Origin of the sequence: Lentzea atacamensis, from assembly GCF_003269295.1 — a bacterium.
Classification (GTDB): Bacteria; Actinomycetota; Actinomycetes; order Mycobacteriales; family Pseudonocardiaceae; genus Lentzea; species Lentzea atacamensis.
This window is the reverse complement of sequence record NZ_QLTT01000006.1, coordinates 36,670-51,817: the sequence shown is the minus strand read 5'-3', so window position 1 is coordinate 51,817 and position 15,148 is coordinate 36,670. Positions and strand designations below refer to the sequence as shown.

Here is a 15,148-nt window from a genome sequence, read left to right as displayed (position 1 = left end):
CGGCACCAGGCCTCCGCTGCCGCCTTCCGCTGACGGCCGGTCTCGGAACGCTGCCAGGTGAGAGATGGGGAGCAGACGTGAGTGAGTCAGCGTGGCTGGTCAGCGACGCCCATCGGGTGCAGCTCGGCCTCGGCGAGCCCATCCGCCTGGAGGACCGCACGGTCGACCACTTCCACGACGGCAGCCAGAACTCCCGCAACTCCGACCTCACGCGGGCGTTGTGGAAGTTCCTCGCCGACCACGGTGACCAGCCGCTGCGCGTCGTCTTCGGCCACAGCCCCGAATGCACCAAGACCGCGGGCCGTCGGATGATCGGCAACGACGCGGCGGAGGACATCGACTTCCCCGAGTACCTCCGCGACTGGCACGGCTGATCAGGGGTCGACCCGGTCCAGCGCCGCCCCGTCCCACGTCGTCTGCGTGCACGCCACACCACGGCCGTTCTTGGGCCGCAGCACGTCGTAGATGTGCATGCGAGGGATCTTGTCCGACACGCCCCAGCCGCTCGGCCAGGTGATCACCCAGTCCATGTCGAGGTCGACCAGCAGCCCCAGCATGCGTGCGATGGTCGGGTCGTCGAGCCGTTCGAACGCCTCGTCCAGCAGCACGAGACGCAGCGGGTCGAACTCGTCGCTCACCGCGTCGTAGAAGCTCGCCGCGGCCGCGAACAGCGTCACGTACGAGATCAGGCGGGTCTCGCCGGACGACAGCTGGCGCAGTCGCCGTTCGCGCGGGTTGCCGTCCGGGCCCGTGTCGGCGACGGTCACCGTGAACTGGTGCCACGTCCGGTAGTCCAGGGCCCGCGACAGGATCTCCGCGTAGCCGCCGGAGTGCGTGTCGCGTTCGTTCTCGATGCGCTCGGTGAAGACGCGCCGCAGCGTGGCGTCCTGCTCGGGCGTGCGCTCGCCGAACGGGAGGCGCACGAGCGCAAGCGCTTGCCTCGTCTGGTCGTCGAGCGCGCTGGACGACTTCCACGCGAGCTTGACGTGCACGCCCTGGCTGGAGCGGGCCTGGGAGAGGACCTCGTTCATGCGCTTGGTGAGGTCCTCGGCGACGGTGATCTGGCCGCGCAGCCACTCGGCGAGGTCGCGGATCAGGTAGTCGGCGAAGATCCCCTGGTACTGCTCGTCGAGGAACCCGCGCTGCTCCGCCAGCTTCGTGGTGACCTGGCGGGCGGCGACGGCGACGGGCTTCGCGCCCTCCTCGCCGGTCACCGTGACGGTCAGCAGGCCGGCGTGCTGCTCGGCGGCGATGTCGTGGCTGCCGGCGAGCGACGTCTGCAACGCCTGCAGCTTGGCGATCACGGTGGCCTCGGTGCCGCCACGACGGTCACCCGCGTCGGCGATGGCCTGGCGCACCTGCGCTTCCTCCGGCGCCTCGGGGAAGGCGGCGGCCAGGAGGCCGGGTGCGCGCACGGTCGCCTGGAAGCCGGCCCTGGCGCGTTCCAGCGCCTCCGTGGCCTCGGCGACCTGCGTGGAGTTGGTCTCCAGCAACGCTTCCAGCTTCGCTGCCTGCTCACGCGCGGTCGTGATGCTCTCGCGCACACCCTTGAGGTCCTCGCGCATCTTCCTGCGCGACTTCTCCAGCTGCGTCAGCTGCTCGCTGATCTCCTTGGCCTCACCACCGACCGCGTCGGTCAGCTCCGCCAGCGTCCCCGCCTGGGCCGCGTAGTCGACACACCGGGCATCGGCATCGCTCTCCGCGGTCTGCCGGTCCGCCACCGCTTCGTGGTAGCGGTGCGAGGCGTCCGTGAGGTCGGAAATCGTGCCCTGGCAACGCCTCCGCACCGCGTCACCGAGCATGTCGGCCGTTCGCTGGGCTTCCGAGGCCGCCGCCTGGGCCTGGCGCAACGCCTCGGTGTCGGACGGCAGCCCGGCGTCACCCGCCTGCCTGGTCAGTTCGCTGCGCGCCGCTTCCAGCCGCGCATTGGCGTTCTCCAACGCGTCACGCAGCTCGAACGTCCGTTGCTGGGCCCGTGCCGCGGACTCGTCGGCGGCCTGGACCCGGCTGTGCTTGGCGATGAGCTCGCCCTCGCCGGGGAACGCCGCGAGGTGCGCCTCCCACGTGGCGACGTGCTCGTGCGCGCGGGCCAGTTCGTCTTCCGCGGTGCCGAGCTGGGTGCGGAGCTCGGCGAGTTCCTCTTCCAGGGCGGTGATTCGGCGCCCACGCGCGGCCTCCCGCGCACCCGCGCCGATGAGCTCGGCCTCCGGCTTGGTCCAGCGGCCGGTCAGCACGCCGGTGCGCCAGTCGCCGGTGGTGGTCATGTCGTCCAGCGACACCGCCCGCAGCAGGTCGGCGACGAGTGACTCGGGCACCGGGGAGCCCTCGACGGCCGGCACCAGGAACTCGGCCAGCGAACGCCCGTCGACCGCGGGCCTCGGCACGGCCAGAACGTCGTTCAGCTCGGCGTTCTGCGGGCTCACCCAGGCGTCCAGCAGGCCGCTCGCCTGCAGCGCGGCTTCCAGTCCCGCCCGCTCGTCGTCGGTGAGCGACGGCGCGAAGTCCACCAGCCGGTAGAAGGGCGCGCCCACGGCCGGGTCACGGTCCGCCGACGTGTACTGGCCCGGCACCGGCACCCGCTCGTTGCCCGAGCGCAGGCCGACGAGCTCCTCGTCCAGCGTGTCCAGACGAGCCCGCAGTTCGGTGCGCTGCTGGGTGAACGCGTGCGCGGCGTCACGAGCGGCCTGCACCAGTGGTCCGGCCCACTCGCGGGCCGTCGTGCTCAACGCCTTGGCAGCGGCCGGATCGGCGGTCTGCGGCAGAACCAGGGCCTCGGCGGGGCGTTCGTCGAGCAGCGGGCCGCTGGACGTCCACGCCTCGACCTGCTCCAGCCAGGTCTGCACGACCTCGGCCAGCTCCTGCATCTCCTGGTTGCGCAGCGCGGTCGACTCGGTCGCGCCGAGCTGGGCGTCGCGGGCCTTCTGCCGCAACGACTCCACCTCGCGCTGCTGCGAGTCCAGGGCCAGAGCCTGCTCGTGCAACGCCAGCGCGAGCGCACCCCGCTGGCGGGCCAGGGAAGCGATGCCCGAGGTCTGGTCGATGACCGACGCCAGCGCGGCCAGCACGTCCTCGGTCGCCGCGGCGGGTGGCACCCGGCGTTCGATCGGCAGCGGCTCGGCCTCGGGATCCGGCTTGGCGCGCACCGAATCCGTGGTCACGGTGGCCTCGGCGGGCGGGACCTGCGGCACGTCCGGCGCCAGGTCGGAGTCCATGCCGGCCAGGCGCAGGTTCTCGCGCAACGGGTCGCTCAGCGCGTCGGCGGCCTGGAGATCCTCGGCGAGCCGCCGCAGGAGCCGCAGCACGTTGTCGACGGCGGCGTCTTCCTGCGCGCGCTGCCGGTGAGCGGTTTCGAGCGCGGCAACCGCCGAAGAACGCTTCTCCGCCACCAGGTTCTCGCGCGTCTTGAGATCCTGCAGGTCACGGAACGCCGGCAGTTCCTTCAGCGCGGCAATGGTTTCCTCCGCCTGCTGCTCGCCGGTCTCCATGTCGGCGAGTGCCTGCTCGGACGCCGCGCGTTCCATCCGCGTGACGTCGAGCTCCTGCGTGAGCTTCGCCTGCTCGCGCTGCAGCTTCGTCACCGACTTCTCGGCGGACTCCAGCCGTTCGGAGGCGCTGCGCAGGCCACCGAACGCGTAGTCGCTGTAGGTCTTGAGGAACGTGCTGAGCGCACTGTCCGCAGAGGACAGTCGCACGATGTTCTCGCGGATCGACTCGAGATCGTCGAAGGACGTCGCGAGCTGCTCGACCATCGCCTGGTCCAGCGGCGGCAGGGCGTCGCTGAGGATCTGTTCCAGCTGCCCTTCCAGCACCTTCAGGCCGACGTCCGGGTTGCGCAGCGTCCGCTGCAGGTGCAGCAGGTCGCCGTAGCGGGCGGCGGGCACGCTGTAGACGGTCTCGGCGATCTTCGCGCGGAACGCGGGTTCCTCGAACATGCAGTCCGCGCCGATGAGGTCACGCAGCTGCGCCGGGCCGTGCGGGACGCGCTCGGGGCCCGCGAGCTGCAGCTCCGCGCCGACGCGCATGGGCGTGACGAACCGCCACGAGTCCGTGATCGCCTGCGAGGTCTTCGACGCCTTCACGCCGAGCCCGCAGGTCAGGTACTCGTTGCCCGAGTGGTCAGCCGCTTCGCGGATCAGCTCGACCCACGCGTAGCCGATGCGGTTCGGGCCACCGTCGTAGTCGTCGAGCATCAGGCGCCGGATGCTGACCGTGTCGAAGCCCTTCGAGCCGAGCTGGCGCAGGTCGCCGTCCAGGCACAGCGGCAGCAGCAGCTCCAGCGTGCGGGACTTGCCGGAACCGTTGGTGCCCTGGAAGATCGCGCGGCCACCGGAGAAGTCGAACGTCTGCTCGGTGTACTGCCAGATGTTGACCACGCCGCCGCGGTGCAGCCGCCACCTGCTCATGACACGTTCTCCTCATCGAACAGGGACCAGCTCGGTACTTCAGGCACCACAACGGGTTCCGGTTGTTCTCGTTCGGGGTCGCCGTCGGGCGAGGGCAGCCACCGGTGCGCGGCCGCGCTGATCGACCAGCCGTCCTCGCAGGGTACGGCGAGACCCATGCGGCGCAACAACTCCGTCACCTCGGCGACCAGCCGGTCGAGATCGTCGGTGAACTGCTTCGACCACGCGGCGGGGTAGTCCTCGACCAGGCCGGCGCAGACCTCGCGGATCCGTTCGGCAGCGACCACGTGTCGTGCCGGCGGGTCCTCCGACTCGTCCTCGACGAGGTCGGGCAGGGCGAGCAACGCGATGCGCGCGACCGTGGAGACACCGGGGAACGACAGGTCGGTCAGGAAGTCCTCGGGGTCGGCGGCGAGCACACCCTCGACGCGGCACTCGGTGTAGAGGCCGAACGCCTGCTCCAGCAACGCGGTCTCCTTGCGCTGGTTGCGGCGCAGCCACTCGGCCTGGTCGTCCGGCAGGTCCGCGTACAGCACCAGCGGCGTCTCGACGAGCTTGCGCCGGACAGCGTGTTCGATGCCGCGCGGTCCGGGCCGGGCGGCGAGCTCGATGAGGTGAGCGGGGCTCTGGGCCTCACCGACCGGGCCCGTGACGAGCTGGCCCAGCAGGTCCGTGTCGATCGTGATCAACGCTTCCTGCGGCGTGACGTCCTGCGCGACCGATCCCTCGGTCTCCTGCAGCACGCCGAGGGAGACGAGGTGCCGCAAAGCAGCTGTCAGCGCCCTTCGCTCGGTCACGTCGTCCGGTGCGTCGATGCCCGCTTCCACCGCGGCGGAACGGATGTCGGCCACGAGCCGGGACAGCAGCGTCTGGCGGCCGATTCCCGTGAGCACCGCGAGGGTGAGCGCCAGGTAGGCGTAGCCGCGCGGGGACATGCTGAGCACGCCGCGCGTGTCGTCGTGGCCGGGGCCGGACTTGTAGAGGCGCGCGAACCGGCGTTCCACCACGAGCCGGTAGCCGAGCAGGCCCGCGAACAGGTCCTGCAGCACCGCGCGGTGCCGGTAGACGAGGCTGAGCAGCTCGCCGTCCGGGCCGTCGCTGCGCAGCAAAGGCCTGCGCAGCAACGTCCTGGCGCACCGCACCACGTTGGCGGCGTCGATGTCGGAGAGGTTGTCCAAGTGGTTCATCGCTTCAGGGCCACCGTCGCGTCGTGCAGGGTGAGCGTCCCGGCGGCGGACTTGATCTGCGTCGTGGTGCCGTGGGCGATCTCGAGTTTGAGGCCGCGCACGGGGTCGCTGGCCGATCCGCTGTCCTGGGGGGAGTCGCGCTGGGCCATCGCGAGCGTCAGCAGCTCGCAGAACACCTCCAGCGCGCCGTGCGTCAGCGTGGTGTTCTCCAGGTTCCCCGCGGCCTTGGTCAGCTCCGCGACGTGCCTCGCGCGGATCTCGTCGGCCTCACGGGCTTCCGCGAGCAGCGACTGCTCGGTCATCGGGTCGTCGAGAATCCTGGACGGCCTGCCGCGCGCGCCGCGGTCGCCCCGGGACCGCACGGAGACCGTCACGTCGCAGACCGGGCCGTCGCGCCACGGCGTGCGCTCGTTGTCGGAGTCGTGTTCCGGTGCGGGGGAGAGGTGGCGGGCGCTGTAGAGACCGAACGCGGACGCGTAGATCTCGTGCGCTTCCTCACGGGTCGAGTTGTCGAACCAGCTCGCGAGCTTGAGCAGCTCGGCACGGCGTCCCGGGAGGAGGCCGCCGCCGGACGTCGCCCGCTTCACGCTGGCCAGCAGGCTGCCGATCGCGCGGGCCGTGGCTTCCCGCAGCGCCGTGACCTGGCTCGGGCGGCCGGGGCGGTCGACGAACCAGTCCGTCAGCTCCTGCCAGTCCTCCGGCGTGCGGCCGCGGGCGCGTTCGACGTTGTGGCCGAGGTCGGTGCCGAGGAGCCTGAGCAGTTCCGACCGGGCTCTGGTGAGGCCGGCGAGGGCCTCCGCGATCGGCGGCGTGTACTTCAGGACGTCCTCGACGACCCGCTGGATGTACTCGACCAGCAGGTTCCGGAAGCCCGCGATCTCGTCCGGCGCCAGGTGGTTGCGCGTCACGACCTGGCCGAGGTAGGCGTAGAAGTCGCGCACCGTCGCCGCGAGCTCGGCGTGCTGCAGGAACAGGGTGGTGACGCGTTCGGCCAGGAGCTCCTTGGTCTTGTCACCTTCGTTGAGCAGCGCGACGGACAGCGACCCGCCCAGCTCGTTGAGGCCGCGTTCGATGGCGGGGAGCAGCTCGCGGGACACCTCGCGGGCGCCTTCGGGGACCCTGAGCAGCTCGTCGACGTCTCTTTGCACGCGGACGGCGAGCTTCGAGACCTGGTAGCGGACGCTGCCGTGCTGGAACTCGGCGATGCTGGCCGCGACCACCTCACGCCGCCCCTGGACGAGGTTGCCCCACTCGACCAGCTGCTTGAGGCGGTTGATGACGTTCTCGATGCGGCTCTCGCCCTGCTCGACCCTGCCCTCGCGCTCCAGGCCGGCCAGCGCCCCGGCGACCTCGCCCGCGCTGAGATCCGCCAGCAGCGTGGAGGTGAACAGCCGCATGATCGCCAGGTACGTGCGCTGATGATCGCGCGCGTCCAGATAGGCGTACAGCTTCAGCCGCTTGTGCTCCACGACCGGCCACCCTAATGCGCGCGCTGGTGTGATGCGGCGCTACCGTGCCTACAGCGAGCTGGGGAGGATGCCGTGGGCGCGGGGCGCGCGTTGGGGTTGTTGCTGGGCGTGGCCGCGGACGCGGTGTTCGGTGATCCACGCCGATTTCACCCGGTAGCGGCATTCGGCAGCTCTGCCGCGGCACTCGAGAAGCGCGTGTACGCGGACTCGCAGGCCGCCGGCGTCGCGTATTCGGCGGTGCTGGTGGGCGGAACCGTGGCCCTCGGCGTGGCGGTCGAACGCGCTGCCCGCCGCCACTGGCTGACGCAGGCGCTGGCGACCGGTGTGGCGACCTGGGCGGTGCTCGGCGGCCGTTCGCTGGCGGCCGAGGGCACCTCGATGGGCCGCGAGCTCGATTCGGGTGATGTGGACGCCGCTCGTGCACGGTTGCCGCATCTGTGCGGCCGTGATGCTTCCCGGCTGGACACGCTCGGCTTGGCGCGCGCGACCGTCGAGTCCGTGGCCGAGAACACCTCGGACGCCGTCGTGGCGCCGCTGTTCTGGGGCGCGGTCTTCGGCGTTCCCGGTCTGCTGGGGTACCGCGCGGCGAACACGCTCGACGCGATGGTCGGCCACAAGTCCCCGCGCTACCTGCGCTTCGGCTGGGCGTCCGCACGCCTCGACGACCTGCTGAACCTGCTGCCGTCCCGGCTGGCGGCGTTGCTGACCGTCGGCGGCGCCCCGGTCGTCGGCGGCTCCGCCTCGCAAGCGCTGGAGACCTGGCGCCGTGACGCCTCAGCGCACCCGTCGCCCAACGCGGGCCAGGTGGAGGCGGCCTTCGCCGGCGCGCTGGAGATCAGGCTCGGCGGCCGGACCGTGTACTCGCACGGCGTCGAGGAACGCCCCGTGCTGGGCCACGGCCGCAACCCGGACTCAGGTCACGTGACGCGTGCGGTCGAGCTGTCCCGCGTCGTCGGCTTCTCGGCTGGTCTCGTCAGCGCCGTCATCGCCTTCTTCCGCAAGTAGCTCGGCGATCGACTTCTTGCGCTTCTTCGTACCCTCGTGCAGCACGCCACCCGGCCGTGCCTCGCGAATGGTGAAGTACAGCCACCCGCCGACCGCCATGACACCGAACGCGATCCACTGCAGCGCGTAGGAGAAGAACGGCCCCGATTCGATCCGCGGCAGCGGCAACGTGTCGAGCGCCCCCGGCTGCTTCTCGATCAGCTGGTAGTAGCCGGGTTCGATGCCGGGCCCGACGGCGTTGTTGTTGATCGAGTAGATCTGCCTCCGCCCGTCCTGCTCGAACGCGGGCTGCTCGTTCGACTCGTTCGGCCTGGCCAGCCCGACGATCGTGACCTCGCCGGCCGGTGCGGCGGCGAAGTCCGGCGGCTTGATGCCGTTGACCGGCCTGACGTAGCCGCGGTCGACGAGGACGGTCTGACCGCTGGTGGTTCTGAACGGCGTGATGACCTCGAACGCGGCCTCGCCCTGGACGGTCCTCAGTCTGGCGAGCGCTTCCAGTTCCGGCAGGTAGCGGCCCTTGAGCTCGACCTTCTGCCACTCGTCGTGCCTGGCCCCGAACGGCACCGGGTCGCTCTGCAGCGACTTGGTGATGGCGGCGTTCTGCGCCTGGCGCTCGTCGTTGCGGCCGAACTGCCACGGGGACAGGAAGTAGATGCAGGCACCCGCGAACACCCAGACAGCCAGGGTCAGCGCCAGCCAGCCCGGCCTGAGGAGGAACTTGAACCGCACGACTTCACGGTAGTTGCGTGACCTGGACCTCGTGGAACTGGGTCACGAACCCCTCACCTTCCGGACTCGCCGCCATGATCCCGACCTTCGTCTCGATCTGCGGCGGGAAGTACGCCTTGCGCAGCACCTTGGTGGGTTCCACACCGTCGACCCCGTACCGCACCCACACCGCGTCCCCCTTCCGCTCGGCGGAGATCGTGAACCGCTCGAACTCCCCGGTGAGCGCGAGGTTCCAGTCCGAGAACCCCCTGGTCACCACCGTGCTGGCCTGCAGCTTGCCGTCGAACACCTCGACCCCGGCCTTGATCCAGTTCTCGCTGTCGATCACCAGCCCGATGCCCGCGTGGTCGTACTGCGCCGCGTACTCGCCGCTGAACGTCGCGGTGATGGTGAAGTCGCCGGCCAGGGTCACGCCGTAGAGGTGACCGTTGTCGCGGATCACGCCGTTGCCGGTCAGGCGCCAGAAGTCCGAGTTCGGATCGGCGTGCACGGTCAGGGGGTCGGTCGACCACTTCCGCGGCTCGTTCAGCCACGTCCACCCAGTCAGGTCCATGAGCTCATCCTTGCAAAACAGAGCGTGCGGTGGCCAAGACTTCTGACCGGTATCCGCCACCGAACAGCACGGCGTGCACGAGCAGCGGGAACAGCTGGTGCAGCTTGACGCGTGTGCGCCAGCCGTCGGCCAGCGGAGCCACCTCCTGGTAGGCGCCCAGGACGTGGTCGAGGAACGGGCACCCGAAGAGCTGGAGCATCGCGAGGTCGCTCTCCCGGTGCCCGCCGTGAGCTGCCGGGTCGATCAGCCACACCTGGCCGTCCGCGCCCCACAGCACGTTGCCGCTCCACAGATCGCCGTGCAGCCGCGCGGGCGGCTCCGGCGGGCCGGCGAGCTCGGTGATGCGGGAGCACACCTCGTCCAGGTCGAGGCCTGCCTGCCGGGCGTACGGCTGAATGCGTTGTGACGCGAACCACTCCGGCCACGACGGTGCCGGCTCGTTGACCATCGGGGCCATCCCGATGGTCGCCTCGCGCGGGCCGCCCGGCGGTGGGGCGCCGAACGCGGGGGCGCCGGCCAGGTGCAGGGTCGCCAGGCGGCGCCCGAAGGTCACGGCTGCCTGAAGATTTGGCGAGCCGTGCGGGATCTCGTCCATCACCAGCACGCCGCCGTCGGACGAGTGCACGAACGGGATCGGCGGGCCGCCCTCGACGCGCAGCCACCGCAGGCCCGCCGCCTCGGCAGCGGTGGCCTGCGGTGACTGGTGCTTCGTCCTCAGAGCTGCTCGCGAACCCACGCGATCAGCCCCGGCATCGCCGCCTCGATCATGACCAGCACTTCTTCGAAGCCGGAGTCGTCGCCGTAGTAGGGATCGGGCACGTCGGCGCTGTCGGCGTCCGGGTCGAACGAGCGCAGCAACCGGATGCGATCGGGATCGGCCATCCGGCGCAGCGCCCGTGCGTGGCCGGAGTCGAGCGCGACCAGCAGATCGGCGTCCAAGTGCAGGTCAGACACCTGCGCGGCCACGTGGTCGGTGGGATATCCGTTGTCCGCCAACGTCTTCATCGCTCGCGCATCGGCGGGATCGCCGACGTGCCAGCCACCGGTACCGGCACTGGACACCTCGACCAGAGAGGACAATCCTTCCCGGATCAGCCATTCTCGGAAGACGAGCGCTGCCATGGGGGACCGGCAGATGTTGCCGGTGCAGACAAAGGCGACCTTCACCGCCACACGGTAACGCTCAACCGCTGTCACAAGATGTATGGACAAACGACATGGAGGCCGCCCATGCAGACAGGTACCGACGTGCCCCCGCAACGGGAGATCATCGGGTGCACCGACGCCCTCGGGCGCCGACGTGCGTTCGAGGTGTACCTCAACGAGAAGGGTCGCGTCTGCTTCCGCACCCCGCCCGGTGAGTCGGCCCAGCTCGACGCTTTCCAGCTGGACGAGCTGATCAGCCACCTCACCGAGCTCCGCCGCTACATGCAGTGACGCGGTGCTCTGAGCTGGTCGCCTAGAATTCCGGCGATGACCAGCCCAGACCTGCGCCACCACGGTGACGTCGACGCCGCACCCGGCCTCGCCGACTTCGCCGTCAACGTGCGGGTGCCGCACCCGCCCGCTTGGCTGCGCGAACGGCTGGCCGCGGCGCTCGGCGACCTGGGCCGTTATCCCTCGAAACAGGCTGAGGAACGCGCCCGTGCGGCCGTCGCACGCCGTCACGGGCGCTCGCCTGACGAGGTTCTGCTGCTCAACGGCGCCGCGGAGGGCTTCGCGCTGCTGCCGAAGCTCGCGCCGCGCCGGGCCGCGATCGTGCACCCCGGTTTCACCGAGCCGGAAGTGGCGTTCCGCGATGCCGGAATTCCGGTGGGCCACGTGCTGCTCGACGGCGACTTCACGCTGTCCGGCACCGCCGTGGACGCCGACCTCACCGTCATCGGCAACCCGACGAACCCCACGTCGGTGCTGCACCCGAGCGCCGCGCTCAAGGCTCTGCCCGGCAAGCTCGTCGTGGACGAGGCGTTCATGGACGCCGTGCCGGGTGAGCCCGAGTCGCTCGCGCACGACCCGGACGTGCTGGTGCTGCGCAGCCTCACCAAGACCTGGGGCCTGGCGGGGCTCAGGGCCGGCTACTTCCTCGGCGATCCGGAGACCCTCCAGCGCCTGGCGCACGGACGTCCGCACTGGCCCGTCGGCAGCCTGACGCTCGAAGCGATCACCGCGTGCTGCGAGCCGGAGGCGCTGGAGGCGTCGCACCGGTTCGCGCTCGAGGCCGCCGAGCACGCCGCGTACGCGTTGGAGCAGCTCCAAGATCTGGTCGTCGTGCCGCCGAAAGCGCCGTTCGTGCTGATCAGGGTGCCTAGGGGTACGCGGGAGGCGTTGCGGGACAAGGGGATCGCGGCACGGCGCTGCGACACCTTCCCCGGTCTCGACGACACGTACCTGCGCGTGGCGATCCGGCCGCCGGGGGAGTTCGCGGTGTTCGTGGACGCGCTGCGGGTAGTGATGGAGGAACTGGCGTGAAGCTCGCCGACGTGATCGCGGCACTGGAGTCCGCGTATCCGCCGAAGACCGCCGAGAAGTGGGATGCGGTCGGCCTCGTCTGCGGCGATCCGGCCGAGGAGGTCACGCGCGTGCTGGTCTGCGTCGACCCGACGTCGTCCACTGTGGACGAGGCGGTCGAACGCGGCGCGCAGCTCCTTCTCGCACATCACCCGCTGCTTCTGCGCGGCGTCAACGGGGTTCCGGCCGACGACCCCAAGGGCGCGCTGGTGCACAAGCTGATCCGCAACCGCGCCGCCCTGTACTGCGCGCACACCAACGCGGACTCGGCTCTGCCCGGCGTCTCGGACGCGCTCGCCCGCGCCATCGGCCTCACGATCACCGGACCGCTGGACGCCGCGTCCCGCGCACCGATGGACGTGCTGACCGTGTTCGTGCCGGTGACGAACGCGGAACAGGTGCTCAAGGCGCTCACCGACGCCGGCGCCGCCGCGATCGGCGAGCAGGAGGACTCACGTCTCGAGGTGGTCCTGCCGAGGGCCCGGCGATCGGCCGTCCTGGCGGCGCTGCGAGCCGTGCACCCGCACGAGGACTTCACCGTGCAGGAGCTCGCCGACCTGCCGGGTGACACCGGGCTTGGCCGCATCGGCGAGCTGCCGGAGGCGGAACCGTTGCGCGTCTTCGCCCAGCGCGTGGCCGACGCCCTGCCCGCCACGGTGCAGGGCGTGCGCGCCGCCGGCGACCCGGAACGCCTGATCAAGCGGGTCGCGGTGTGCGGCGGCGCGGGCGACAGCTTCCTGAGCACGGTGCAGCGCGCGGGCGTCGACGCCTACGTCACCGCCGACCTGCGCCACCACCCCGCGAGCGAGCACATCGAGTCCGGTGGCCCCGCGCTGGTGGACGTGGCGCACTGGGCCAGCGAGTGGCCGTGGTGCGAGCAGGCGGCGGAAATCCTGCGCGAGGCCTTCGGCGGTAGGGTCCAGGTACTCGTCTCCACCCGCCGGACCGACCCGTGGACCGTCGGTGCGACGAGAACAGCAGCAGGAGGACATGCGTGAAAGCCGATCCCGCAGTGCAGCGCAGGCTGCTCGACCTGGCAGAGGTCGACGCCGAACTGGCGCGTGTCACCCACCGTCGCCGCACGCTGCCCGAGATCGCCGAGATCGCCGCGGCCGAGCAGCTCGTGCGCGCGAAGCAGGACGCGCTGGTGGCCATCGAGACGACGCTCACCGACCTGGACCGCGACCTGAAGCGCCAGGAGACCGAGATCGACCAGGTCCGCGCCCGCGGGGAGCGCGACCGCAAGCTGATGCAGTCCGGCTCGGTCGGCGCCAAGCAGCTCACCGACCTCGAACACGAGCTCGCCACCCTGCAGCGCCGCCAGGGCGTCCTCGAAGACGACCTGCTGGAGCTGATGGAACGCCGCGAGGCCGTCGAAGCCGACGTCTCCTTCGCCCGCGTGGAGCTCGACAAGGCCCGTGAGGCCCTGGAGGACGCCACCAGCCGCCGCGACGCCGTCCTCGCCGACCTGGAGTCGACCGAGACCAGGCGCAGCGCCGACCGCTCGATGATGGCCAAGGGCCTCCCGGACGACCTGCTGAAGCTCTACGACCGCCAGCGCGAGCAGCGCGGCATCGGCGCGGCGCCCTTCCAGTCCCGCCGTTGCGGCGCGTGCCGGATCGAGCTCGACCGCGGCGCGGTGTCGAAGCTGAAGGAAGCGGGCGCGGACGAGATCGTGCGCTGCGAAGAATGCGGTGCCATCCTCGTGCGCGTCGCAGAGCCAGGTCTCTAGACAGACGAAGGAGGGGCTGCCCGATCGGGCAGCCCCTCCTCAGCAGAGCGGTGTTACCTGGTGCTGCTCTGCTTGGTCGCCTTGGCGGGGGCGTCCACGCTCGACTTCGACAGCGAGGTCGACGCATCCGCCGGCATCGCCTGCGTCTGGTCGGACGAGTACGGCGGTGAGTCGATCAGCAGGAAGTAGCCCTCGCCGGAGTTGGCGAAGATCCGCTGCTCGTTGCCGCCCGCAGAGCCGGTGCTCGCGCGGAACGTGACGTCGAAGGGCGAGGGCCAGCTTGGTCCTGACGGCCGACGGTTCGCGCAAAAGATCGAGAACCTGCGAGCGGGCGAATACGTCCTGGCGACCGACCCGACCACGGGCGAGAGCGGTGCGCGCAAGGTCACCGAGGTCCGCACCAAGACCTTTGTGTGGACGATGGTCGAGCTGAAGGACTCGTCTGGCGGCAAGATTCAGGCGACCGATGAGCACCCGTTCTGGGTGGAGTCGGAGAAGCGCTGGGTCAAGGCTGTCGACCTGAAGCCCACGTACCGGTTCCCCTTGGTGTCCTCGCTGTGGACGAGGATCGGCGCCGACTCCCGCGACATCAAGGGTGGTCTCCTCGCTCGGATGATCAAGAGCTCGGCGAGGTACCCAGGTGGCCCGGTCGGACTCTGCTCGTGCAACACCGGGTCTGCCTCCGGTACGTTCGCGCAGTCGCTCGCGGACCACTGGGCCAGAACGTCCTCGCACCTACCGGGTATCTCTACGTCTACCAGCGCGGCCAGCATTCTGTCAGTGGCGACGGCGCTCCGCTCTGGGAGGACATGGAGGGTGGCGAGCGGGTTCGTTTCACGCCGAGGAAGGGCCGCAACAAGTGATGACGAACGTTCCCTTGAAGAAAGCCGGGTTCTTCACGTCAGCGCACGACGTCTCCGCCGTGAAGACCGCCGAAGCGCGGGACTGGAGTCAGCGACTGTTCTTTACCTGGAGCGTGGGGAGGAGATCGTGGCCTCCCCGAGCTGGGAACAAGACCTGCTTGACAAACAGGCCGGGCCGATCTGCCAGGCCGCGATCCTGACAGACGGGGAATGGATCTGGCCCAGCTCGTTGGCGGACTACGTGAAGACCTATCACGTGGAGCTGCCCGCCGAATTCGTCGAGCACATGGCATCGCGCGACTGGGACGTGCCGGAGTTGGACGAGGACGCGCTGGACGAGATCTGCGACCGGTACTTGGGGCAGCGTAGACAGGATGGGACACGCCTGAACGACGCCAACTGATCGTCGAGGGCCTCTCCGGCGCCGCCGGAGGGGCCCTCTGCCACAAGTCGGAGTCGTCCCAGCCTCCTACACGCTGTTCGTGAACCAGTGGCATGAGCGCGGTCTACGTCATTCTCTTCAAGTGACCGTGAACGGCAGCACCATCCACATCGGATGATCCAGCCGGTCGTGGCCCGCCCTTGGCCCACAACAGCGAGCCCGGCTTGCGGGTCTCCCGGCGGATCTTCGCCACCCCGAGCTTGCACGTCAGCTCCTTGTAGGCCCACGCGGCCGCCGAAGTAGAAGTTCAACGCGGA

Annotated in this window: 15 protein-coding genes; 8 read left to right on the top strand and 7 right to left on the bottom strand. The window is 70.3% G+C overall.

The window, feature by feature from the left end; translation table 11 throughout:
- Window positions 1-77: 77 nt before the first annotated feature.
- Complete coding sequence (locus C8D87_RS25870; protein ID WP_112228746.1) at window positions 78-374, top strand: hypothetical protein; 297 nt, start codon at window positions 78-80, stop codon at window positions 372-374.
- Here the strand turns inward: C8D87_RS25870 and C8D87_RS25865 are convergent, their stop codons facing one another.
- Genes C8D87_RS25865 through C8D87_RS25855 form a run of 3 tightly spaced genes read right to left on the bottom strand, consistent with a single transcriptional unit; the run spans window position 375 to window position 7,059 of the window.
- On the bottom strand, window positions 375-4,403 hold the full coding sequence (locus tag C8D87_RS25865; protein ID WP_112228745.1) for a TIGR02680 family protein: 4,029 nt from the start codon (window positions 4,401-4,403) through the stop codon (window positions 375-377).
- Window positions 4,400-5,590, bottom strand: coding sequence for a TIGR02678 family protein (locus tag C8D87_RS25860; RefSeq protein WP_109632638.1), 1,191 nt, complete (start codon window positions 5,588-5,590; stop codon window positions 4,400-4,402). The genes C8D87_RS25865 and C8D87_RS25860 overlap by 4 nt, the downstream gene beginning before the upstream one ends.
- Entirely contained in the window at window positions 5,587-7,059 is a 1,473-nt protein-coding gene (locus C8D87_RS25855; RefSeq protein WP_112228744.1) for a DUF2397 domain-containing protein, read from the bottom strand. Before C8D87_RS25855 ends, C8D87_RS25860 begins: the two co-directional genes overlap by 4 nt.
- A 72-nt stretch (window positions 7,060-7,131) precedes the next feature.
- Here C8D87_RS25855 and C8D87_RS25850 point away from each other — a divergent pair, with 72 nt between their 5' ends.
- Window positions 7,132-8,064, top strand: a complete 933-nt coding sequence (locus C8D87_RS25850; RefSeq protein WP_109632642.1) for a cobalamin biosynthesis protein — start codon at window positions 7,132-7,134, stop codon at window positions 8,062-8,064.
- Here the strand turns inward: C8D87_RS25850 and C8D87_RS25845 are convergent.
- The 4 genes from C8D87_RS25845 to C8D87_RS25830 are packed head-to-tail and all read right to left on the bottom strand — an operon-like array spanning window position 7,972 to window position 10,468.
- Window positions 7,972-8,793 (bottom strand): SURF1 family cytochrome oxidase biogenesis protein, encoded by an 822-nt coding sequence (locus C8D87_RS25845; RefSeq protein WP_109632645.1) that lies wholly within the window; start codon window positions 8,791-8,793, stop codon window positions 7,972-7,974. The genes C8D87_RS25850 and C8D87_RS25845 overlap by 93 nt on opposite strands.
- Window positions 8,794-8,797: 4 nt before the next feature.
- The gene (locus C8D87_RS25840; RefSeq protein ID WP_112228743.1) at window positions 8,798-9,346 is read right to left on the bottom strand and encodes a DUF1349 domain-containing protein; all 549 of its coding nucleotides are present in this window, start codon (window positions 9,344-9,346) and stop codon (window positions 8,798-8,800) included.
- Window positions 9,347-9,350: 4 nt separating this feature from the next.
- Window positions 9,351-10,082, bottom strand: a complete 732-nt coding sequence (locus tag C8D87_RS25835) for a fructosamine kinase family protein (RefSeq protein ID WP_112228742.1) — start codon at window positions 10,080-10,082, stop codon at window positions 9,351-9,353.
- Window positions 10,061-10,468, bottom strand: a complete 408-nt coding sequence (locus C8D87_RS25830; RefSeq protein WP_233439274.1) for a low molecular weight protein-tyrosine-phosphatase — start codon at window positions 10,466-10,468, stop codon at window positions 10,061-10,063. The genes C8D87_RS25835 and C8D87_RS25830 overlap by 22 nt, the downstream gene beginning before the upstream one ends.
- A gap of 108 nt (window positions 10,469-10,576) precedes the next feature.
- Here C8D87_RS25830 and C8D87_RS25825 point away from each other — a divergent pair, with 108 nt between their 5' ends.
- From C8D87_RS25825 to C8D87_RS25805, 6 genes are read left to right on the top strand one after another with little or no spacing between them, the layout of a single operon-like run.
- Complete coding sequence (locus C8D87_RS25825) at window positions 10,577-10,783, top strand: hypothetical protein (protein WP_030472678.1); 207 nt, start codon at window positions 10,577-10,579, stop codon at window positions 10,781-10,783.
- Between the two features lie 36 nt (window positions 10,784-10,819).
- Window positions 10,820-11,815: an Rv2231c family pyridoxal phosphate-dependent protein CobC gene (gene cobC / locus C8D87_RS25820; protein ID WP_109632651.1), complete on the top strand. Its 996-nt coding sequence runs from the start codon at window positions 10,820-10,822 to the stop codon at window positions 11,813-11,815.
- A complete protein-coding gene (locus tag C8D87_RS25815; protein ID WP_109632653.1) occupies window positions 11,812-12,852 on the top strand; it encodes a Nif3-like dinuclear metal center hexameric protein in 1,041 nt (346 codons plus the stop codon). The genes cobC and C8D87_RS25815 overlap by 4 nt, the downstream gene beginning before the upstream one ends.
- A complete protein-coding gene (locus tag C8D87_RS25810; protein WP_109632656.1) occupies window positions 12,849-13,586 on the top strand; it encodes a zinc ribbon domain-containing protein in 738 nt (245 codons plus the stop codon). Before C8D87_RS25815 ends, C8D87_RS25810 begins: the two co-directional genes overlap by 4 nt.
- A 60-nt stretch (window positions 13,587-13,646) precedes the next feature.
- Window positions 13,647-13,775 carry a hypothetical protein gene (locus C8D87_RS48685; RefSeq protein WP_267899887.1) on the top strand — a complete coding sequence of 43 codons (129 nt, stop codon included), beginning with the start codon at window positions 13,647-13,649 and terminating at the stop codon, window positions 13,773-13,775.
- A gap of 12 nt (window positions 13,776-13,787) precedes the next feature.
- The gene (locus tag C8D87_RS25805; protein WP_112228741.1) at window positions 13,788-14,852 is read left to right on the top strand and encodes a Hint domain-containing protein; all 1,065 of its coding nucleotides are present in this window, start codon (window positions 13,788-13,790) and stop codon (window positions 14,850-14,852) included.
- Window positions 14,853-15,148 lie beyond the last annotated feature (296 nt).